This window comes from Acidovorax sp. NN32, from assembly GCF_057597245.1.
Window position 1 is genome coordinate 3,129,188 of the sequence record NZ_CP199679.1, and the last position, 20,964, is coordinate 3,150,151.

Sequence of the window (20,964 nt, forward strand, 5' to 3'; positions counted from 1 at the left end):
TAGAGGCACTTTTTATTCAAATTTTCCACAAGCGCTTGTGGCACGGGCTAGGCATGCACCATCGCCCCGCGCCTGCCGCCCAGCGTGATCCACGCCAGCGCCACGCCCACCAGCGCCCCGGTGGCCATGCCGACTACCATGGGCAAGGGCTTGCCGGTGGCAAACAGGCCGACCACGCCCATGGCCAAGGCGCCCGTCAGCATCTGCAGTGTGCCCAGCAGGGCAGATGCCGTGCCGGCGATGGCGCCGTGTTTCTCCAGCGCCAGCACCGAGGTGGTGGGGATGACCAGCCCCATGAGCGCGCTGGCTACAAAGTACAAACCGATCAGCACGGCCAGGTCATCGCCGCCCAGCAGGTAGTACAGCAGCAACGACGCCATGACCGCGCCCGAGGCCGTGGCCGCCGCCTTCACCACCCGCACCATGCCAAAGCGCTCACCCAGCGTGGCGGTGAACTGGGAGGCGCCGATGAACGCCGCCGCGTTAACCCCAAAGGCCAGGCTGTACTGCGTGGGCGTCAGCCCGTAGTGGTTGATGAGCACAAACGGCGAGCCCGCCAGGTACACAAAAAACCCGGCCATGGCACAGCCGCCAATGAACACCAGGCCCAGGTAGTGCCAGTCGCGCAGCAGCAGCGCGTAGGCGCGCAGGGCGCCGCCCAGGCTGCTTTCCACGCGGTCGGACGCGGGGCGCGTCTCCTGCAAGCTGCCGTACACCAGCGCCAGCCCCGCCACGGCGGCCACAGCCACCACCCAGAAGACGCCGCGCCAGCCCGTGAGCGCAATCACCCCGCTGCCCGCCAGCGGCGCCAGGATGGGCGACACGCTGAACACCAGGATCAGCAGCGACATCAGCCGCGCTGCATCGGTGCCCGTGTGCAGGTCGCGCACCACGGCACGCGGTATGGCCATGCCTGCCGCCGCGCCCAAACCCTGCAAAAAGCGCAGGGCCACCAGGGTTTCGATATCACTGGCCAGCGCACACCCCACGCTGGCCACCGTGAACAGGCCCAGGCCAAAGTACAGCGGCGGCTTGCGCCCCACCATGTCGGAGATAGGGCCGTAGAACAGCTGGCCAGCCCCCAGCGCCAGGAAAAACGCCGTCAGGCTCCACTGCACGGCACCCACCGACGCCCCCAGGCTGGCGCCAATATCGGGCAGCGCAGGCAGGTACATGTCGATGGCAAAGGGGCCGATGGCCGAGAGCAGGCCCAGGATGAGGGCCATTTTGAGGAAGCGGGAAAAATGCATAGCCGCCCATTGTCACCATTTCGGTGCATGAACTCGGGTAAACCCTGAATGAACGGCCAACAGCGCTACCCGGGCACGGCAGGTACTGCGCCCGCCCTTCAGTCCGGAGCCAGTTCGATGCGGTTGCGCCCGGCCTGCTTGGCGCGGTACATGGCGCGGTCGGCGCGGCGCACCAGTTCTTCGGGGGCCTGGTCACGCTGGGGCACAAGGCTGGCCACGCCAAAGCTGACGGTCACGATGCCAAAGGGTGCCCCCTCATGCGGCAAGGCCAGCGCCTGGATGGCCTGCTGGATCTGGCGGGCCACTTCCATGGCAGCCTGCGCATCCGACGCGGGGAGCAGCACCACAAATTCTTCGCCGCCAAAGCGCGCCGCCAGATCACCGTCGCGGCGCCCGCCGGTTTGCGCCAGGGTCAGGGCCAGCGCCTGCAGGCAGGCATCGCCCGCCAAGTGACCATAGTGGTCGTTGAAGTGCTTGAACACGTCCACGTCCAGCATGATCAGCGAGAGCGGCGTCTGCGCCCGCTGGGCGCGGGCCCATTCGTGCGCCAGGGTCTGGTCAAAATGGCGGCGGTTGGCAATGCCGGTGAGCCCATCGGTGTTGCTGATCAGTTGCAGCCGCTGGTTGGCCTGCGCCAGGGCCTGGGTGCGCTCTTCCACCAGCGCCTCCAGCTCCAGGTTGCGCTGCTGCAGGCGGCCTACCGGGTACACCTCGCCGTCACGCGCCAGGCCGTAGGGGATGGAAATGCTGCTGTGGGCAATCTTCCAGTCGCCCTCCTCATGGCGAAACACCAGCACCAGCCGCGCGGTCTCCCGGGCAAACAGTGCGTCAGGAATGGGCAGCCGGATGTGGAAAAACGCCGTGACGGCCACCACGTCATCGCTCAGCTCCTGGGGGAAGAGGTCCACCACGTCAATGCCGATGCGGCCGGGCACCTGGGTAAAGTCCTGCAAGGTGACGTCAACCCAATCGCTACGGCTCTTGACCAGCTGGTCGCTGCTGCCCGCAAAGCCGCTGAAGTTGTCGCTGAAACGGGTGACCAGCCTTGCGTCCCGTGCGGCATACATTTCGATGTATTCATCAAACAACAGGCGGATCAGTCGCTGGCGTTCCGGTGACATGGGCGGGTTCCTCTGGAGCAGCGTTGGGGTGGTGCGTGCGGCCTGCTGTGCAGGCGGGGCTGGGCGCTCTGATGAATGTAGCACTGCGTGCGCGTGCTGTACCCCCTGGACGGCCCGGAACACCCAACACTCTGATGACGCGGTTGCAAGCGTTGGGTACACGTGAAGGGCCCGTTGGAGTCGAAATCCTCGGCACTGCGCTCGCACTAGACGCTCAAGGCCCGAGAGGCGCCAGGCTCGGAATGCGGCCTCGGTTGCGCGATCAGGGATGCAGTTCGGTTCAGCGCGCCCACATAGGGCCCACGGTCGGCGATGTGGTCATCGCCGTCGCGCTGGGGAGGACAAAGTGATAAATGTTGTCGTTCAGATAACGCGCAACCTCAAGCACGTCGTCCTCGGCCCACGCCAGCTTGGCCTCGCCCTGCCACTTGCGCACCTCTGACCGCAGGCTCGTCCAGTCTGTGACGGCCTTGCTGGCGCGCCAATGCAGCTGCACGGTGTGACAGGCGCTGCAATGTGTCGCATAGAGCAATTCGCCGCGCCCCTGGGCCATGGCAGGGTTTGCAACCACTGCGATGCCGAACGCAGTGCCAACAACAACCCCACGCAAGACCAATAGCTTCGATAGGTACGCTGTCATTCATCTGCTTTCAAAGGGTGAATCCCGCAACACCCGCAATGCCGATGGGCTGGGCGCCGCAGCCTACCGACGCGGCCACCCAGAAGGTTGCAGTGTCCCCGAACGATCACACGACCTCGGAACCATGGCGAGCACACTGCGGGGCGGGTTCAAGCCGCCCACGCGAACGAAGCGAGTAACAGCAAAACCGCGATAGCAGCCATGGTCGTCCAAAACCGATTCGCGATGATTTCGTTCATGGCCTTGACCTCGCTTCGGAGTAAAAAGAACCGCCCGCGCGCGCGCCGACACTCCTTCACGTGCGTAGACAATTCGGCCAGTTCTGGGGGCGTCGGGCTGGGCATTTCACCGAATGCCGACGTGCTCCACTGAAGTGTTTGACGGTGAGAGGTTTCCATAAACTGCTCCAATCTTTGAGCGCAGGGCGTCCACACCCGTGGTCAATCAATATGCGGCAGACCTGGAAAGAACGCCCATGCCAGCGCCCTCGCGCTGCACCATCCACTCACATGGTTGCGCACTTGAGGCGAGGTGTACCGAGGGCGCATCAAGTCGCGCCAGAAGTTCCCGATGCGCCCCCCTTGGGCATCAGCGGATGCTGAACGAAGGGTGCGGACCGACGCAATTGCTCCAGTGCATCCAGGCACCCGTCAAGTACATCGCCAGGGGCCTGCAACTGAGAGACCGCACCATAGGGCGGTGCCCTCCCGCGTGCCGCCCGCGCCAAAGTTTCGAGCACAGCCCTGAACAACAGATCCCAGTCCTCGGTTTCAAGGCCTGGGGCTGCGGGATGAAGATCAGGCGTGTTGGGGGGAGGTCGCACCGGCAAGCTGGTCTCCGTCAGGCTGGGGAAGTCCTCCACAAGGGGCCACGGACTTGATAGCCCTCCCTGGGTTTCCTGTCTTTCGGTCAGAGACTTCGTTGAAAACAATGGAAAGGCTGATTGAAACCTGCTTCGCAAGGTCATCGCCTTCGACATGTCGGGTTCAGTCATTGTCATTGGATTGCTCCTATCAAAACTCTTCGCACTCACCATGCGTGCCCGTTGGGGGTGCACTTGCCACTTGCGCCAGATGGGGACACCCCCACAGCATGTTTTTAAAACGCTGCCGCCTTTTGCGTCTGTACGGTTGCGCACTCTGCCAAGCGCCGAAGATGCGCTGCCTGCGCGGGTGCAGGCAAAGTCGTCGATCCGTCGAAGGCGGGATCGATCAGAACCTGATAAAGATCAAACAAAAGCGGCTGTTCGTTGGCGGCGGACAACTCTTACCTCTCGGAACACGAGGTTTTCTTGCGGGGTGGGATTACCGTTCTCCCGGTCGGTTTTCGATCGTTGCCGCCAGGCATGACCCGAAAGGAAAATCGTGATCTTTGATGCCCACCCCGCAGAAAACCTCTTGGTGAGCGCGCTACCGGATTCAGACCAGCGCCGCTGGCACCATCTGCTCGAACCTGTGCATTTGCAACTGGGCCAGGTGCTCAGTGAGTCTGGGCAGACGCCCAGCCACGTCTACTTCCCGACCACCGCCATCGTGTCCATACTTCACGTCCTCCAGGATGGCTGCTCTACAGAAGTTGCGATGGTGGGCCGTGAAGGAGTCGTGGGCATTTCATCCTTCCTGGGGGGCGTAACCACTCCGAGCTGCAGCGTCGTTCGAAGTGCCGGTCAGGGTTTTCGGCTCGCGGCCCGCCTGATCCAAGAAGAGTTTGAGCAGCATGCAACCGTCAAGCAGCTGATGCTGAAGTACACGCAGGCGCTGATGTGCCAAATGCTCCAAAACGCAGTCTGCAACCGACATCACTCCGTTGAACAGCATATCTGCCGTTGCCTTTTGGAAAGCCTGGATAGGCTGGGAGGCAACGAGCTCGTGATGACACATGAGCTCATTGCACAAATGCTCGGCGTGCGGCGCAGCGGGGTCACCGAGACAGCGCTGAAGTTGCAAGCAGCGGGATTGATCCGTTACCACTCAGGCCACATCACGGTGCTTGACCGCCGTGGCCTGGAGCACCGCAGCTGCGAGTGCCTCGCCGTCGTGAAGCGCGAATACGCTCGGCTGTTGCCAGACTTGAGGGCGGCTTCAGACAGCTTCTCTCCAAGGGATAGCGCCCTGATCCCTGACCTCCGTCTTGTTCACTCTTGAGGTGTCCAGAATTCGTCACATCCCGCCCGCCGTTCACACCATTCACTGTGCATGCCCTTCGCCCTGAGGCTGTCGAGCGGCTTTCACGCACCGTGGGCGAGCCAAAAACCTGCGCGAACCAACAGGGCTGGTCGGTGGCACTGAACCTGAACGCCCCGCAGTGCGCTGCACTGAAGGTGCCGCCCTAACTAGACGCCGCAGGTGCCAGGAGCACCAGGATGAAACGACCCGAAGACTCTTCCTTGTCGGCGGTGCACAGAAGCGTCCGAGAGACGCCACCCTGTGGCAAAAAATGCAACTCGCACGTCTGAGGCGCGACACCTGCGCGCGCTTGTGCAAGCATGCTCTGCAACTGCGCGTTGCTGGCCGCAGTCAGGAAACTGGCCAAAGATTGGCCCAGCACAGCATGGCTGGCAGCACCCAGCAGCCGGACGCCAGCGCGGTTGATTTCGCACACCACAGTGGTCTCATCGATGACCAGGAACGCTGCGGGCGCACGCTCGACAAGGTTCGTTTGGCGCGCCAAGTGGTTCTCCAGGTCTGCCCGGGAATGCCGAAGTTCCTCGTGCTGCATATCGACCTCGACCTGGTGGACCTGAAGCTCGTGCAGCAGCGCCAGGGCGTCACCGGCAGTGGACGGCGATGACGCAAGCTTGTACAGAACCGCCATGGCCTCTGATGTGCTGGTGCGTGAAAGGTCGCTTCGGACGCCACCCGCTAGCTGCCCCGTCGCTCGCTCGCGCAAGCTCGACAGATAGGACGAAGATTCTGCGAGTTGTGACATGAATGCTCCTGAAAAGAGGGTGCTATCCGCAGCCGCTCTGACTCTACCCCTTGCGAAGGCGAGATTCGAGCTCTTTCGCCGCGGTGATGTCGATGAGGGTGATGACCACGCCCTGGATCACGTCGGCGAGCGTTCGGTAGGGCTTGATACGCACCAAAAACCAGAATCCATCGGTCGTCGTTATTTCTTTCTCCGTCAATGTCAGCGTCTTCAGGGTTTGCCTGGCGTCGTCATTGAGCGCAGGGTAGTTCAGCGTGCTGGCCAGATCGGTCAACGGTCGGCCGATGTCCCCTTCTCGCAGGTGGATGATGCGTGTGATCTGCTCGGTATAACGGCGCACGTTCAGGGCGCTGTCCAGAAACAGGGTGGCGATGTCCGTGCTGTTGAGCAGATTTTGCATGTCGCTCTGGGCCAGCGCCAGATCGTCCAGTTTGGTTTGCAGCTCCTGGTTCAGCGTCTGGAGCTCTTCGTTCATCGACTGCGACTCTTCTTTGGAAGTGGTCAGTTCTTCGTTGGCAGACTGCAGTTCTTCATTGGTGGACTGCAACTCTTCGTTGGCCGCCTGCAGTTCCTCTGCCGAAGCCCTCATCTCCTGTCGCAGGGCTTGGATTTCGTCTTTGCAGCGCTGCAGTTCCTCGACCATCTGCGGATCAGCGGCACCTGCAGAAGCCCGGCGCCTGCGCTTGGCCAGAACCGGTACAGTCACATCGCGAAAAACGATCATTGCCAAGCCAGCCAAGGAATGGGGTTCCTGCATCAGTTTGACGATCACATCCACAGAAGGCTGCGTGGGCTCTTCGCTCAGGCGCAGCCCGCGCACCTCCACGCGGCCTTTGTCCTGAACGGCTTGTCGCAGCGCCGCTGCAATTTGCGCCCTGATGGCGGGACGGGCCATCACATGGATATTCCAGTTGGCCTTGCCGGACGCTGGCTCCAGGTATTTGCCCACGCTGCCGTTGATATACACAACATCGCCTTGCTCGGTGACCAGCACGGCAGCGGGAGAAAACTCTTGCAGCAGCGCTTGCTCGGCGTGGGTCTGCAAGTTGGAGGGAAGCACAACAGCCGAAGGGGACACCTTGAACTCCTGGGGAAGCCGGGTCGTCGCCCGGCGAAGGCTGATCGGAAAGTACGCCGAGCCAGCGTTGATTGAATTTTCAGTGCGCCAATAGAGCCGGGATTTCTGGCTCATCGGCGTAAAAAGCGCTTGCCAGGTGCCAATGGTCTCCGAACCTCCGAGCAACAACGCGCCGCCAGGGCGCAAGCTGTAGCTAAGGAGTGGCATCAGCCGACTTTGCAGTGCGGCATTGAAATAGATCATCAAGTTGCGGCACGAGAGCAAGTCGAGCTTGGTGAAAGGTGGGTCGAGAATCACATCGTGCTGCGCAAACAGCACCATTTCCCGAATCTCCTTGCTGATCAGGAATCCGCCGTCCTGGCGTGTGAAGAATCTGGCCAACCTGGCCGGCTCCACGTCGTCCACGATCTTCAACGGGTAAAGCCCCTTGCGGGCCGCAGCGATAGCGTCCGCGCTCAGGTCGCTGGCGAAAATTTGCAGTGAACAGCGCTCAGCGCCGGGGTGCTCCTTCACCGCCTCCCTGAAGACCATAGCCAGGGAGTAAGCCTCTTCGCCCGTGGAACATCCCACCACCCAGGCCCGCAGACGGGCGCCCGCCGCGCAGCGCGCCAGCAGGGCTGGCATCACCACGTCCTTGAGCTCTCGCCAGACCGAGGGATCACGGAAGAAACTGGTCACGCCAATGAGCATTTCCTTGAAGAGCAGGTCCAGCTCCTGCGGGTTCTCCTGCACGAATTTTTCATACGCATCGGTCGTGGTCAGGCCATGTACGCCCAGGCGCCGCTGGATGCGTCGGCGCAACGTGCTGGGCTTGTAGTCGGAGAGATCGTGTTTGCAGCGATCTCTCAGCAGGCCCAGGATGGCGCCCAGCGCGTGCCCGCTGTGGTTGCCCGCGTCGTCTTCGGGCGGCGGGGCAGTGCCATGCTTTTCGTCGATGTAGCGCCCGATGCGATCGGGCAATTCAGCCGCAAGACCGATGATGTCGATGCACCCTGCCGCGATGGCACTTTGTGGCATGGAGTCGAACTGCGCGGACGCAGGCAACTGAGCAAGGGTCAGTCCGCCCTGCGACTTGATCGCCTGCAACCCCAAGGTGCCGTCGGACCCCATCCCCGAGAGAACCACGCCAATGGCCTGTTCACCCTGATCGCGCGCCAGCGACGCAAAAAGCAGATCAATGGGCAGTCTCATGCCGCGAGGCTGAGCAGGCTCTGCAAGGTGCAGCAACCCTCCCACGACTGTCAGCTCCTTGTTGGGGGGTATGACGTAGACCACGTCGGGTTCCATGCGCATCGTGTCAGTCGCTTCGAGCACCTCCATCGCCGTGCAGCGCTGCAGCAGCTCTGCAAGCATTGCCTTCTGCGTAGGATCCAGATGCTGGACAACCACGTAGGCAAGACCACTCGACGGTGGGACGTGCGCCAGGAACTGCTCCAACGCGATCAGCCCCCCGGCCGACGCTCCCAACCCCACGGCACGAACTGCGCTCGAAGTACGCGCCGCGATCCCGTGGCTTGAAGGTTGGTTCATGCCCGATTATCGGGGTACCCCTGTAGGGGGCACCTGCGGGGGCTCACGGAGCCATTCAGCGCGCATGCCGCCAAGGCGGCGTCCCATTTATGTACGTTGGCAGACAGAAACAATGCCCCTTCACCGGCCACACTGCGCTCCAAGCTCCTGTAGCAGTGCGCCAGTTCCCACGCCGCCGCTGCCCAGATATCCCCTCCGGCCAAGACAACGGCACAGAAAGGACCAGCGCATGGGCATCCCCGAACGACAATTCCTGTTCAGCAAGACACTCACCACCTCGTGGCCCAGTGCCGCGCAAATCCAGCACTGGACCCAGGTCTTGGGGACACTGCGGGCGCGGCTTCTCAAGCGGGAACTGCCGGGAGAGTCGCAGCTTCCCTTCCAGGCACCCGCCATAGTCCCCAAGCCGGGGCCGGATTTGAATTTGCTCAAATGTGTCGCCGCTCTGGAGGAAATGCACCAGGCGCTGCAGCGCGAGACCGCCCAGCGGCAGGAGTTGGAGCGCGCCTACCGCAGCACCCACAAGGCGCTCGCTCAGGCGGAGGCCGACCTCGCCTTCGTGCGCAGCGGCGAGTGCAAGGCACGCCACGAGGCGCTTCACGACGAGCTGACGGCCCTGCCCAACCGCCGTCACCTGCTGGAGCAACTGGGCCATGCCCTGGCCACGCGCCGCCCCGAACACGTGGGGCCCACGGTGATCTACATCGACCTCGACCACTTCAAGGCCGTGAACGACACCCATGGACACGGTGTGGGTGACGAGGTGCTGCGCATTACCGCCGCACGGCTGAGTGCAGCAGTGCGCCACGGCGACCTGGTGGTGCGCCTGGGAGGCGACGAGTTCGCCTGCCTGCTGCAAGGCGTGGCCGACGCTGCACCGCTGCGCCAGCTGTGCGCCAAGTTGCTGGACGCCGTGTCCCGCCCCATGAAAGTCGCCGACCTGCAACTGCTGGTGTACCCCAGCATTGGCGTAGCCATGTGCCCCCAGCATGGCACGACGGCCAAAGACCTGATGGCATGCGCCGATGCGGCGATGTATGCGGCCAAGCGCGACGGGCGTGGATTCGCGTTCTACGGAGAAGCCGCATGATCTCGAAAGCGCCTCCCTTACAAAGTAAAACATCCCCATGGGTACGGTTACGAACAGACCGCCACAGTGCACCATGGGACAGTGCAAACAACGGCCACCACCATGGTGACCGCCTTTCCAAAGGACTTTGCATGCGCCATCCCACACCTCGTCAGCTTTCCGGTGCCCTTATGGGGGCGCTGGCGGTGATGTCGCTGGCAGGCTGCAAGCGCATCGAGCTGGTCACCGACTGGACACTTGCCGCCCCCTCCCCCACCGCCTACCTCGAAGACAGCGTGCTGACGTCCCGCGTCCGCGCCGCACTCATCCTCTCGCCGGTGGTGAACAGCTTCAACATCGGCGTCGAATCGCACCAGGGGGTGGTGCTGCTCAGCGGCATGGCGGCAGACCCCACGCAGATCGATCTGGCCGTGTTTGTGGCGCAAACCGTGCCCGGTGTGAGTTCGGTGGACAGCTTCATGTTCTCTACAGGCGTGGCACCCAACCCGACACTTGGCAAGAGCTACGTTCCCGACCCAGACACGTTGCGCAACCAGCGCAGTTTGGGCAACTTCTCACACCCTGAATCCGCCGGGCAGGATGGGACGCCGCCAGCACCGTCCCCCGTTGGGATGGCATTGAGCCATCCCCTGGCTCTGGAAACCGGGCTGCCTGCATACACTGAACGCAAGCAGAGCGGCTGGGTCCACCTGGCCCACAGCGTGCTGGGCATTCGCAGCATTCAAGAAGAACTGTTGATCAAGCAGTAGGCGCGGCCCATTGCCCGGAACGGGGCACAGCCGTGCGGGCGCTGCGCTCTCAGAGCCTCCTGAGGTCTTCTGGATGGTCAGACTTTGGCCTTCATCAATCGCTGATAGATCTGCTTGTCTGCGGCGTAGCAGCTGCAGGCCTCGACCTCCAACGCCTTGCGGTCCAGCACCGTGAGTTCACCCCGGTGGTAGACGATCAACCCACTGTCCTGAAAATGGCTGGCCGCCTCGGTCACGCCCACGCGGCGCACGCCAAGCATCAGGGCCATGAATTCCTGGGTGACGTGAAAACAATCCGAGTGCGAGCGGTCCTGCATCATCAGCAGCCAGCGCGCCAGACGCGGCGCAATCTGGTGGTAGCGCTGGCATGCCGCCGCCAGCGTCTGCTGGTGCAGGCGCGCGAGCAGGCAGGCCTGGAGCAAGGCCTCCAATTCGGGAATTGCGTCGATCTGCTCCCGCAGCTGCGGGGTGCCGATGCGCCAGCTGGACCCGGCCCCCTGCACCAGCGCCCGCCAAGGTGTGGCCGCCAGCCCCAGAATCAGCTCCGACCCCAGCATCGCCTCTGCCCCCACCATGCCGACTTCGAGTGGCGGGTGGCTGTCCACATCGATCACCAAAGACAGGAAACCTTCGATGGGAAAGTGGGCATGCTGCAGCGGCTTGCCCCGTACGCTCAGCTCTGCGGAAAGCACCAGCTCGAACGGCTCGCAATGGTCTAGCAACCGCTGGCGCACTGCAGGGGGCAATTTGTGAAGAAGGGCGTTTTCGGGGTGGTGCATCGGGGTGTCTCACGGGTCGGCCAGCGCCACTCAAAGAAGCAACATCATGGCAACCGCGCTGGGCGTGCCCAGCGCAGATCTTTGCCCAGTGTGGGCGGCCCCATGTACCGTGACTGTCTGCCAGCGTACACAGCGCGCCTTGCCGGACTGCCCTTGCTTTTCGAACCGGCTTAGAGCTGCTCACAAAACTCAGCGCAGCGGCCCTGGCTAGGCGTTCCGTCGCAGGCAGTACCAGCGGTACGACAAGACGGAACAACAACACCAGGGGAGTTTTGTGAGCCGCTCTTATTTGGCAACGCCCTTGGGCAGCAAGCGGTCGTACTCTTTCTTGACAACCTCGTAGCACTCACAGGTGCGCCCTTCCAGCCCTGGGCGATCCAGCACATTGATGCGCCCCCGGGCATAACTGATGAGCCCCGCACGCTGCAGCTTGAGGGCCGCCTCCGTCACGCCTTCGCGCCGCACGCCCAGCATGTTGGCGATCAGCTCTTGCGTCATCACCAGCTGGTTGCATTGCAGGCGGTCCAGGCTCAGCAGCAGCCAGCGGCACAGCTGCTGGTCCAGCGAATGGTGGCGGTTGCACACGGCGGTCTGCGCCATCTGGGTAATGAGTGCCTGCGTGTAGCGCAGCAGCAGGTGCATGACCGGCCCGGAGCGGGCAAACTCCAGTTTCATGGCGTCGGCGCGCATGCGGTAACCCGAACCCGCGCTTTGCACCACAGCACGGCTCGGGGTAGAGCCGCCGCCCATGAAGATGGAGATGCCCACCAGGCCCTCAAAGCCCACCACTGCAATCTCTGCCGAAGCTCCGTCCTCCAGCACGTACAGCAGAGACACGATGGCGTCGGTGGGGAAATACACATACGGCATGGTTGCGCCGGATTCGTACAGCACCTGCCCCAACGCCAGTTCCACCGTCTCCAGCTGCGGCAGCCAGCGCTGCAACTCCACCTCCGGCAAAGCGGCCAGCAATTGATTCTGAAGGGGAGAGTCGGATCGTTTGATGGTGGCACCTTGTGGAACGCGGGGCGCACCACCATCGCGGTTGTGCCTGCCACGCTGGGCAAGTAACCAGTTTGTGGGGCCACGCCCTTCGGGTCTGTACGGTATCGCACATACACACATTTACCAAATGACTTCTGCCCATTCGCGCTACACGGCGCCCGCAACAGTGTCTGGCTGCCCCCGGACAGGGATCACACAGCAGAGGTCTGAAGGGAGATCGACCCAGCGCAGCCGCTCTCCCACCTGGAGCCAGCGTGCGCCAGATGGGGCACTGTCCGGCAACGCGGCAGGCTCCGCCTCTGGGGCCATCCGCACCAGGATGAACCGCAGCGTGCGCCCACCGCGCACCAGCGTCAACTCTGCGCCCGGCCAGTGCGATGGCAGGCAAGGGGTGAAGAACAGCTCCTGCGCGCCCATCTGCAACCCCACGATGGACTCCACCGCCGCCCGGTGCAGCCAGCCCGCCGCGCCGGTGTACCAGCTCCAGCCGCCGCGCCCCACATAGGGTGGCTGGCTGTAGATGTCAGCCGCCATCACATAGGGCTCCACGGCGTACACCGGCCCCCACACCGGGTGTTGGGCCCGGTGCGCCGGGCTCAGGTAGGTGAAGTAACGGTAAGGCACATCGAACGCACCGGGGTGCTCAGGCTCCTGCAGGGCCAGTTCTGCGGCGGCCATCAGGGCCCACACGCCGCCATGGGCATATTGCCCCCCGTTCTCGCGCACGCCGGGCGGGTAGGCCTGGATGTAGCCCGCGCTGGGCTCGGCATGGTGCAGCGGGGGCGCCAGCAGCTGGATCAAGCCTGCTGCGGGGTTGACCAGATGCGCCTCGACCGCATCCATGGCCTGGCGCTGCCGCGCTGGCATAGCAGCGCCAGAGAGTACCGCCCAGGCCTGGGCGATGAGGTCAATGCGGCCCTCGTCCCGCGTGTGGCTGCCCAGGGCCGTGCCATCGTCAAAAAAGGCGCGCTGGTACCAATCACCGTCCCACGCCTGGTTTTCCAATGCGGCGCGCCAGCCGGTCAGGGCAGCGTCCCAGCGCCGCACGCGATCCAGATCGCCCCGATCACGGGCGATCGGAATCCAGTCGGTAACGATGGCGCACAGGAACCACGCCAACCACACCGATTCGCCGCGCCCACCGTCGCCCACGCGGTTCATGCCGTCGTTCCAGTCGCCGCCGCCCATCAGCGGCAGGCCGTGTGCGCCGGTGCGCAGGCTGCGGTCGATGGTGCGGGCGGCATGCTCGTACACGCTGGCCGTGGTGGTGCTGGCGCTGGGCGATTCGTAGATGTCTTCCGCCCCTTCGGGGATCGCAGAACCTTCAAGGAACGCCACCTGCTCCTCCAGCAAGCTGTGGTCTGCAGTGCGTTCCAGGTAATGCGCGCAGGCAAAGGGCAGCCACAGCAGGTCGTCCGAGAAATGCGTGCGCACTCCGGCCCCACCCGGCGTGTGCCACCAGTGCTGCACATCGCCCGCTTCAAACTGGCGCGACGCGCACAGCACAATCTGGGCGCGCAAGGTGCCCGGCTGTGCCCAGGCAAGAGCCATGGCATCCTGCAGCTGGTCGCGGTAGCCGGTGGCACCGCCCGCCTGGTAAAAGCCCGCTTTGGCATACAGGCGTGAAGACACCGTCTGGTACAGCAGCCAGCGGTTGACCAGCACGTCGAACAGCGGGTCGGGCGTGGTCACCTGCGTTGCGCCCAGCAGCAGATTCCACTGGTCGACGGTCGCCTTCTCCCGCGTGCGGGCCGCGACGGCCATGGCCTCGGCGCCCAGCGTGCGTGCCTCAACCTCGGTGGGGGCGTAGCCCATCAGGTACACGCGCTCGAACACCGCCCCGGCCCGCAGGGTCACCAAACGCGACAGGGCTGCACAGGGGTCCAGCCCAAACCCGCTGCGCTGCCCCAGCTGCAGGGGCACCACCAGATTGCCCTGCGCATCGAAGAACTCGCGGCGGTCGCAAGTCCAGTCCAGGCTGTCGTTGGCACGGTCGTCCGTGCCCGGCCCAGCCGAGGCTTCGCAAAAAAAGGCCGTGCCCCCGCCCAAGCCTGCGGCCGCCTCGGTCTGCGTGCACAGCAGGCCCAGCAAGCGGCCATCGGGCAGTGGTGCAAAACACGGGGCGGTGGCCAGCGTGGCACGGTCGCAGCGCTTTTCGCCCATCATCCACTCCACCATGCCCACCAGGCGCAAGTGCTCGCGCCGGTTGCCCAGGTTTCGCACCTGCACAAACACCTGCTTGATGGCGGTGGCGGGGTCCACGCACCAGCGCACCTCCACCTCCAGCGCGCCTCTGCGGTGGCGGATGGTGGTAGTGCCCTGGGCGTGCTCCACGCGGTACGCCACCCCGGCCGCACCCCAGGCCGAGGGCGTCAGGCCCCACACCTCGCGCGTGCGGCGGTCCTGCAGCAGCAGCCATTCGGCGGGCGGGTCGGCCACCGGGTCGTTCGACCACGCGGTGAGCTGGTTCAGGCGGCTGTTGAGCGCCCAGGTGTTGCCCGCGCCAGTTTCCGACACCATGGCCCCCAGCTGGGCATTGGCCAGCACATTGACCCAGGGTTTGGCGGGCCGCAGCGCGGCCGACACATCAAACCCAAAGGTGCCGGTCACCGGTGCAAAACCGCCCACCGGCGCGGGCACCTGGGTGCTGCCCTGGTGCGTGGGCACCTCGTCCGTGGCGCCGCCGCGCCAGGGGCCGGCCATCGAGACGCCATGGGCTCCTACCCAAGCCTTCACCTGGTGCACGAGCGCATGGCCGTCGGCCTGCAGGGTGATGCGGGCCAGGCTCACCAAGGTGCCCAGCTGCGCAGCCGACAGCTCATCCAGCCGTAGCACCCGCAGGCTGGTCACCGCCGGGCCGGTGTGCGTGGCCAGGTCGGCATCGTGGTGCTCGCGCAGCAGCGTCAGCTCCCGCTGCAGGGGCATGTGGTACGAGTGCGATTCACTGCTGAGCACTACCAGGTCGCAGGCCACACCGCCATGCGCCCATTCGCGCAGCGCCTGGGCCAGCGTGCGCAGCAAGCCCATGCCCTGGGGCGATCCGGCCATCACCAGCACGATGGGCCGGTCGCCTGAGAGGCCCAGTTGCCACAACGTGCGCCGGTCACACACGGGGTGGGCGGCCTGGGCCTCGGTCAGCACGCCCACGTAGGGGGTGTGGACCTTGGGCAGCGTGAACACCAGCGCAGTAGTCAGTGCCTGCAGCGCGGGCAGGTAGTCGCGGTGCGGGCGGTGCGACGCCCACTGGATGCTGGCCAGCGTGGCCGACATGGCCGAAGCGCGCTCCAGATAGGTGGGCTGGCGGTACTTGTCGATGATGGCCAGCAGCGTGGCCGGGTCTTGCGATGCCGCCGTAGCAAAAGTGACGCAGGCCTGCGCACCGGGCGCAATGCGCAGCATCACGCCCAGGGCCGCCACAGGGTCCAGGCCTGTGTCGAGCGATGCAGGCACTTCAGGCACGCGGCTGAGCAAAGCCAACGGCTGGCCGGGCGTATGGTTGCGCCCCAGCCAGAGCTGCCGGTCTGTCTGGCAACGCAGGCCCAGCACGTGCCCTTGGGTATCTGCGACAAAGTGGGCGGCCTGTAGCGTGGTCTCGGTCTGTAGGCGGGGCGTTCGGATGAACCTCAGCGCCTGCTGTGCGGGCAGCCAGTCGGCCGCGATGAAGAGGTTGGAGAACGCGGGGTGCGCCTCGTCGGCCGCGTGGGTGGCCAGGGTGATGTCCAGGGCCGAAATCAGCTCCAGCTCGATCACCTCATCACCCAGGTTGCTCACCACCACCTTGCGCAGTTCAATGTCGTCTTCCGGGCTCACCCACACGGTGGTGTGCACGCGCAGCCCCGGCCACAGTGCGTCAAAACACACGCGGTCGGTGTGGAAGATGCTGCCATACACCGCACGCGCATCGGGCGCGGGGTGGCTGGTGACGGACGCGGGCACGCTGGAGCCCATCTGCCGCACATACAGAAAGCTGCCATGTGCATCCCGCAGCGCATCGTCGCGCCAGCGGGTGATGCCCGTCTGGTGCCAGCGGCTCCACCCCGCCCCGTTGGCACGCAGGGTAACGCTGTAGCGTCCGTTGCCCAGCAGGTGCGTGGGCTCCAGCGCCTGGGCGCCGGGGGTGACGGGGCGCACATGGTCGGGTGTTTTTTGTTGGCGTGCATGCAGCGGTAGGCGCGGCGGTGTGGCCTGCAAGGTGGGCAGCTCGCGCGGGGCGCGCTCCTGCAGCAGCGGCAGCACGGCTTCGATGCGGGCATGCGCCGTGCCCCAGCGCTGGGCCACACCCTGCAGCAACACGTTGGCCAACGCCACGATGGTCATGCCCTGGTGGTGGGCCATGTAGGTGCTGACCAGCGTGAGCCGCTCGCCATGGGTCTGGCGTTCGGGTGTGAAGTCCAGCGCCTCGTAAAAGCCGTAGCGCCCCCGCGCCGACAGTGTGGCCAGCGTGCGGAAGTTGGCGCAGGCTGCGCGGGCATCCACCTGGGTGGCCAGCGCCGTGGCATAGGGGGCAATCACCAGCTCGCCCACAGGTGTGCGGCGCAAGGCCAGGCGCGGCACGCCCTGCGGCGCGTACTGGTACGCCAGCGTGTGGTCGCGCCCGGCATAGGCACATTCGGAAATGCCCCAGGGCATGTCTTTGCCCAGGCCCTGTACCAGCGCCACATGCTCGCGCAGGGCTGACCGCCCGGCCTCGCCCAGGGCGCTGTCGTAAGGCTCGGCCATGACCAGCGTGGGCATGAGGTATTCAAACATCGAGCCCGACCACGAGCGCAGCACCGCATGGTGGCCGTTCGCAAAAAACGGCCGCCCCAGGGCCGCCCAGTGCTTGACGGGCAAGTCGCCCTTGGCCACGGCCAGCAGGCTGGTGGTGCGCGACTCGGACGCGAGCAAGTCGTAGAACGAGGTGTCCAGCTGCTGCTCGTCCACCCGGTAGCCAATGTGCAACAGGTGCCGACGGGGGTGGTACAGAAACCGGAAGTCGGCCTGCCAGGCCAGGCCATCCAGCGCCTCTGCCAGCGCCATGAGGCGCCGCGCGGCCTCGGGTGCGCCGCCGTTGTGCGCGGCCTGCTGGTCGCGGTCCACCGAGTGTAGTGTGGTCAGGTGGTCGGCCAGCAGCCACAGCAGTTCGTCCTGCGCCGTGGGCGGGCTGTGCACGATGGCCGGGTGGCGTGGCTGGGCCATGCCGCGCAGTTCGTCCTGCGCCTGCGCCAGCAGCGCGCGAAACGCAGTGGCCTCCGGCTGGTGCGCCGGGTCCGGCAGACGCATTCCCAGCAGACGGCTCAAGGCGGACGAGGGCAGCATCCCGCGCAAGCCCGGGTGGTGGACGCCCAGCCGGGGCTGCAGCCGCGCCAGCGAGGTGCGGATGGCCTGCGCACCCCCCAGCGGTGACAGTGGCTGCGCCGCCAGCGCGCTGCAGGCCTGCGCCACGGCCACCAGGTGCGCGCAGAGATTGCCGCTGTCCACCGTGGACACATAACGCGGGTGCAGGGGCTGCAGGGTTTCGGTGTCGTACCAGTTCAGGAAGTGGCCCCGGTGCCGCTCCATGGCCTGCAGGGTCACGAGGGTGGCTTCGAGCCGGTCGAGCAGCTCCAGCGTGCCGATCCAGCCGAACTGGCGCGCACAGCTGGCGCTCAGCAGGTACAGCCCGATGTTGGTGGGCGAGGTACGGTGCGCCACCATTTCATACGGGGCGGTCTGGAGGTTGTCGGGCGGCAGATGGTGGTTGGGGGCATCCACACAGCGCTCGAACAAACGCCAGGTGTCGCGCGCCACGCCGTGCAGCAGGTCCTGGTCTTGTGCCGACAGTGTTGGGTTGCCCAGGCCAGACGGAACGCGGTTGGCCAGCCACACCAGCAGCGGCGACAGCGCCCACAGCGCCAGCAGCGGCCCCACCAAGGCCCAGGGTGCCTGGGTTCCACCGGCCCACAGCGCCACGCCACAGCCCAGCGCCAGCAAGGGTGCAGCCTTGTGTCTGCGCAGCGTTGCCGCCAGGCCTGTGATCAAGGTGTTCTGCGCAGCCTCGGCCGTGGTCCACTCCAGCAGGTGCCAACGGCTCACGGCCTGCCGGTGCACGGTGCGCACCACGGCATCGCCCAACAGCAGCGCTTGCTGTGGCAGCAGGGCTAAGTGCCACACACCACTGGCCAGGGCCCTCAACAGGTCGCCCGATGCTTCGTGCACAAAACGCATGCCGACCAGCCCAAAACGGCTGGGCACCCAGCCCGCCAGTGCCCCCATCAAGGGCGCAGCCGCATAGGCCGCAACCACCAGCGCCAGCGTGCTGGCCAAGGGCAGGCCCAGGCCCGCCAGGGCCAGCACCACCAGCACCAGCGATGCGGGCGCGACGAGCGAGCGGCGCAGGTTGTCCAGCAGCTTCCAGCGGTTGATGGGCGAAAGGCCCCAGCGCTGGGCCTGGACCAGAAAGGGCCACAGCTGCCAGTCGCCCCGCGTCCAGCGGTGCAGGCGGGCGGCGGCGGTGTCACTGTGTTCGGGCTCCGCCTCCACCAGCGTCACATCGCTGACCACGGCGCAGCGTGCCAGCGCGCCTTCCAGCAGGTCGTGGCTCAGCACCTGGTCGGCCGGCAGGCGCCCGCCCAGCACGGCGTGCACGGTGGCCACATGCAGCAGGCCCTTGCCGGTGAAGCTGCCTTCGGCAAAAAAATCCTGGTAGACGTCGGACGTCATGGCGCTATACGGGTCCAGCCCCTGCTGGCCCGCAAACAGCCATTGCCACAACGAGGTGGTGGCAGCGGTGGGCAGTGGCGCCAGCACCCGAGGCTGCAGGATGCCGTAGCCCTGTACCACGCGCTGGCCTGTGGCATCCAGCCGGGGCTGGTTCTCGGGGTGCTCGGCCACCCCCACCAGGCTGCGCAGGCGGCCCGGGGGCAGCTGCGTATCGCTGTCCAGCGTGAGCACATAGCGGGTCTGGGGCGCCAAGTGCGAGAGTTCGCCCAGGTCCAGGAAGGCGCCTTGCCCGCCATTGGCGAGGGCCGCCACCAGCTGTTCGAGCTTGCCGCGCTTGCGCTCCCAGCCGATCCACTGCTGCTGCGTGGGGCTGTAGGTGCGGGTGCGGTGCAGCAGCAAAAACCGCGGGGCACCGCCCGTGATAGACGGGTGCTGGGCATTCAGGGCCAACATCAAGCCCTCGGCATGGGCCAGCAGCACGCCGTCATCGGGCAGGTCTTGCACATCGGCATCCACACCGTCGGTCAGCAGCGCAAATTGCGCAAAAGGCTCGGGGTTGGCCAGGTAATGCAGGTGCAGGCGGTGCACCAGCCGCTCGATGGTGCCGGTGCTGCTGAGCAGGGCCGGGATCGCCACCAGCACACGTGCCGATACCGGAATGCCCGCTGGCAGCAGGTAGCGGGGCATGTAGGTCGGCCGGACGGATTCGCCAATGAGCCGGTTGACCACGGCCACCACGATCTCGGACACGGGCAGCAGCAACAAGACGGCGACCAGCGCCAGGCCCGCAAGATGGGCTGCGCCGGTATCGGGCCCCGCCTGCACACCCCACAGGGGCGCCATCAGCCAGGCCAGCAGACCGAGCGAGCCCAGCAGCAATGCGCCCAGGTACAGCGGCACACGCGACAGGCCCACCGCAGACCGCCACAGGGCCACCGCGTCGGTGGCATGTCGGCGCACACCCAGGGCATGCTCTAGCTGGCCGCGCCCGGCGCCTTGCAGCCAATAGCCTGCCAAGGCCTGCGCAGCTCCCGGATGATCTGGAGGCTCGCCGTCGGCACCTGACATCAGCACCAGCAGCGCCTGCGCCACGGCGGCCTCGCCCTGCCCGCTGCGGGCCGACAGGTTTTCGATGCCGTGCAAGGTGGTGTTGCGGGTGGACTCGTCTTCGGCCGCGAACACGGGCGACTGCAGCATGGCGCGCAGCACCAGGCTGGTCTGGCTGATGATGTCGGACCAGTCGGCCGCACCCACCCGCCGCAGTGCCGTGACGGCATTGCCCATGCTCAGCTGGTCGGCGGCCTGGTTGATCTGCTGCTGGGCCTGCAACGCCACCAGGTCAGGCACAGCGGTCAGCAACCACTGCTGTACGGGCGTTGGCGTGCCTGCAGCGGCATGCCCGCCCACCACGCCGCGCCCCATCATCGACTGCGCCAGGTGGGCCAGGAACACCGGTGCCACGCCACGCTGCTCCATGGCTGCGCAGGCGGCATCCAGCGTCAACACGTTCAGGTCCTTGCTGCGGGCGGCGCACAGGCTGGCCAGCTCCTGCGCGGCCTTGTGGCTGGCCAGGCGCTCGGCCAAGCGGCGCAGGTTCTCCACCAGCACCACACGCAGCGTGGTGGGCAACGCCCACAGCTCCCCCTGGCTCAGCTCGCGGGTCTGCTGGTAGGCATTTAGGTAGTGCACCAGCAGCGATTCATCAAACGCGCTGTCGGTATGGGCCACAAACGACCACGCCACACCGTACACACGCGGCAGGCCCACCAGCGGGGCGTCTTTGAGCACCGGCAGCGAGCGGTAGTAACGCGGTGGCAGCCCGGCCCGGATCTCCTTGAGCTGGCTTTCGATCAGGTGGAAGTTGTCAAACAGCCATTCAGCGGCGGGGCTGATGGCATGCTCGTCATGCGGTGCATCGAACAGGTAGCGGTATGCGGCCCGCAGCGCGCGGATGTTGCTCTGCAGGCGTGGGTAAAAGGTGGTGCGGCCAAACGGTGCCTTGCCTGCGTCGTGGGATGCGCCCAGGTGCCGGCCATGCTCTTCGAAGCGGGCCACGCCAAACACTTCGGCCCGCAAGGGGTCCAGCACCAGGCCTGCCCGGGCATCGAGCATG

The 20,964-nt window shown here is 65.5% G+C and carries 13 protein-coding genes; 3 read left to right on the forward strand and 10 right to left on the reverse strand.

Features of this window, described 5'->3' with window-relative positions; genetic code table 11:
* Nucleotides 1–47: 47 nt before the first annotated feature.
* The 5 genes from ACT89O_RS14540 to ACT89O_RS14560 form a co-directional block, all read right to left on the reverse strand.
* A complete protein-coding gene (locus tag ACT89O_RS14540; RefSeq protein ID WP_228898373.1) occupies nucleotides 48–1,250 on the reverse strand; it encodes a multidrug effflux MFS transporter in 1,203 nt (400 codons plus the stop codon).
* 98 nt (nucleotides 1,251–1,348) lie between these two features.
* Nucleotides 1,349–2,371, reverse strand: a complete 1,023-nt coding sequence (locus tag ACT89O_RS14545) for a GGDEF domain-containing protein (RefSeq protein ID WP_218299878.1) — start codon at nucleotides 2,369–2,371, stop codon at nucleotides 1,349–1,351.
* Nucleotides 2,372–2,651: 280 nt separating this feature from the next.
* Nucleotides 2,652–3,011: a cytochrome C gene (locus ACT89O_RS14550; RefSeq protein ID WP_487260423.1), complete on the reverse strand. Its 360-nt coding sequence runs from the start codon at nucleotides 3,009–3,011 to the stop codon at nucleotides 2,652–2,654.
* A gap of 149 nt (nucleotides 3,012–3,160) precedes the next feature.
* Complete coding sequence (locus ACT89O_RS14555) at nucleotides 3,161–3,409, reverse strand: hypothetical protein (protein ID WP_487260424.1); 249 nt, start codon at nucleotides 3,407–3,409, stop codon at nucleotides 3,161–3,163.
* 700 nt (nucleotides 3,410–4,109) lie between these two features.
* On the reverse strand, nucleotides 4,110–4,274 hold the full coding sequence (locus ACT89O_RS14560; RefSeq protein ID WP_487260425.1) for a hypothetical protein: 165 nt from the start codon (nucleotides 4,272–4,274) through the stop codon (nucleotides 4,110–4,112).
* Nucleotides 4,275–4,375: 101 nt separating this feature from the next.
* Between ACT89O_RS14560 and ACT89O_RS14565 the strand changes: the two genes are divergently transcribed.
* Nucleotides 4,376–5,155, forward strand: coding sequence for a Crp/Fnr family transcriptional regulator (locus tag ACT89O_RS14565; RefSeq protein WP_487260426.1), 780 nt, complete (start codon nucleotides 4,376–4,378; stop codon nucleotides 5,153–5,155).
* Between the two features lie 184 nt (nucleotides 5,156–5,339).
* Here the strand turns inward: ACT89O_RS14565 and ACT89O_RS14570 are convergent, their stop codons facing one another.
* Together ACT89O_RS14570 and ACT89O_RS14575 are read right to left on the reverse strand one after the other, a co-directional pair.
* Nucleotides 5,340–5,939 carry a PAS domain-containing protein gene (locus tag ACT89O_RS14570; protein WP_487260427.1) on the reverse strand — a complete coding sequence of 200 codons (600 nt, stop codon included), beginning with the start codon at nucleotides 5,937–5,939 and terminating at the stop codon, nucleotides 5,340–5,342.
* 43 nt (nucleotides 5,940–5,982) lie between these two features.
* Nucleotides 5,983–8,547, reverse strand: a complete 2,565-nt coding sequence (locus ACT89O_RS14575; protein ID WP_487260428.1) for a chemotaxis protein CheB — start codon at nucleotides 8,545–8,547, stop codon at nucleotides 5,983–5,985.
* A 229-nt stretch (nucleotides 8,548–8,776) separates the two neighbouring features.
* Between ACT89O_RS14575 and ACT89O_RS14580 the strand changes: the two genes are divergently transcribed.
* Together ACT89O_RS14580 and ACT89O_RS14585 are read left to right on the forward strand one after the other, a co-directional pair.
* Nucleotides 8,777–9,637 carry a diguanylate cyclase domain-containing protein gene (locus tag ACT89O_RS14580; RefSeq protein WP_487260429.1) on the forward strand — a complete coding sequence of 287 codons (861 nt, stop codon included), beginning with the start codon at nucleotides 8,777–8,779 and terminating at the stop codon, nucleotides 9,635–9,637.
* Nucleotides 9,638–9,768: 131 nt separating this feature from the next.
* Nucleotides 9,769–10,386, forward strand: a complete 618-nt coding sequence (locus ACT89O_RS14585; RefSeq protein WP_487260430.1) for a BON domain-containing protein — start codon at nucleotides 9,769–9,771, stop codon at nucleotides 10,384–10,386.
* 77 nt (nucleotides 10,387–10,463) lie between these two features.
* Here the strand turns inward: ACT89O_RS14585 and ACT89O_RS14590 are convergent, their stop codons facing one another.
* The 3 genes from ACT89O_RS14590 to ACT89O_RS14600 form a co-directional block, all read right to left on the reverse strand.
* Complete coding sequence (locus tag ACT89O_RS14590) at nucleotides 10,464–11,165, reverse strand: Crp/Fnr family transcriptional regulator (RefSeq protein WP_487260431.1); 702 nt, start codon at nucleotides 11,163–11,165, stop codon at nucleotides 10,464–10,466.
* A gap of 285 nt (nucleotides 11,166–11,450) precedes the next feature.
* Nucleotides 11,451–12,125 (reverse strand): Crp/Fnr family transcriptional regulator, encoded by a 675-nt coding sequence (locus tag ACT89O_RS14595; RefSeq protein WP_176888973.1) that lies wholly within the window; start codon nucleotides 12,123–12,125, stop codon nucleotides 11,451–11,453.
* Nucleotides 12,126–12,317: 192 nt separating this feature from the next.
* Nucleotides 12,318–20,963, reverse strand: coding sequence for a glycoside hydrolase family 94 protein (locus ACT89O_RS14600; RefSeq protein ID WP_487262863.1), 8,646 nt, complete (start codon nucleotides 20,961–20,963; stop codon nucleotides 12,318–12,320).
* Between the last annotated feature and the right edge of the window lies 1 nt (nucleotide 20,964).

What these genes read in the sequence shown, in the direction of transcription:
- ACT89O_RS14540 (WP_228898373.1), bottom strand. Translation starts at nt 1,250, where the DNA reads ATGCATTTTTCCCGCTTCCTCAAAATGGCCCTCATCCTGGGCCTGCTC.
- ACT89O_RS14545 (WP_218299878.1), bottom strand. Translation starts at nt 2,371, where the DNA reads ATGTCACCGGAACGCCAGCGACTGATCCGCCTGTTGTTTGATGAATAC.
- ACT89O_RS14550 (WP_487260423.1), bottom strand. Translation starts at nt 3,011, where the DNA reads ATGACAGCGTACCTATCGAAGCTATTGGTCTTGCGTGGGGTTGTTGTT.
- ACT89O_RS14555 (WP_487260424.1), bottom strand. Translation starts at nt 3,409, where the DNA reads ATGGAAACCTCTCACCGTCAAACACTTCAGTGGAGCACGTCGGCATTC.
- ACT89O_RS14570 (WP_487260427.1), bottom strand. Translation starts at nt 5,939, where the DNA reads ATGTCACAACTCGCAGAATCTTCGTCCTATCTGTCGAGCTTGCGCGAG.
- ACT89O_RS14575 (WP_487260428.1), bottom strand. Translation starts at nt 8,547, where the DNA reads ATGAACCAACCTTCAAGCCACGGGATCGCGGCGCGTACTTCGAGCGCA.
- ACT89O_RS14580 (WP_487260429.1), top strand. Translation starts at nt 8,777, where the DNA reads ATGGGCATCCCCGAACGACAATTCCTGTTCAGCAAGACACTCACCACC.
- ACT89O_RS14585 (WP_487260430.1), top strand. Translation starts at nt 9,769, where the DNA reads ATGCGCCATCCCACACCTCGTCAGCTTTCCGGTGCCCTTATGGGGGCG.
- ACT89O_RS14590 (WP_487260431.1), bottom strand. Translation starts at nt 11,165, where the DNA reads ATGCACCACCCCGAAAACGCCCTTCTTCACAAATTGCCCCCTGCAGTG.
- ACT89O_RS14600 (WP_487262863.1), bottom strand. Translation starts at nt 20,963, where the DNA reads ATGCTCGATGCCCGGGCAGGCCTGGTGCTGGACCCCTTGCGGGCCGAA.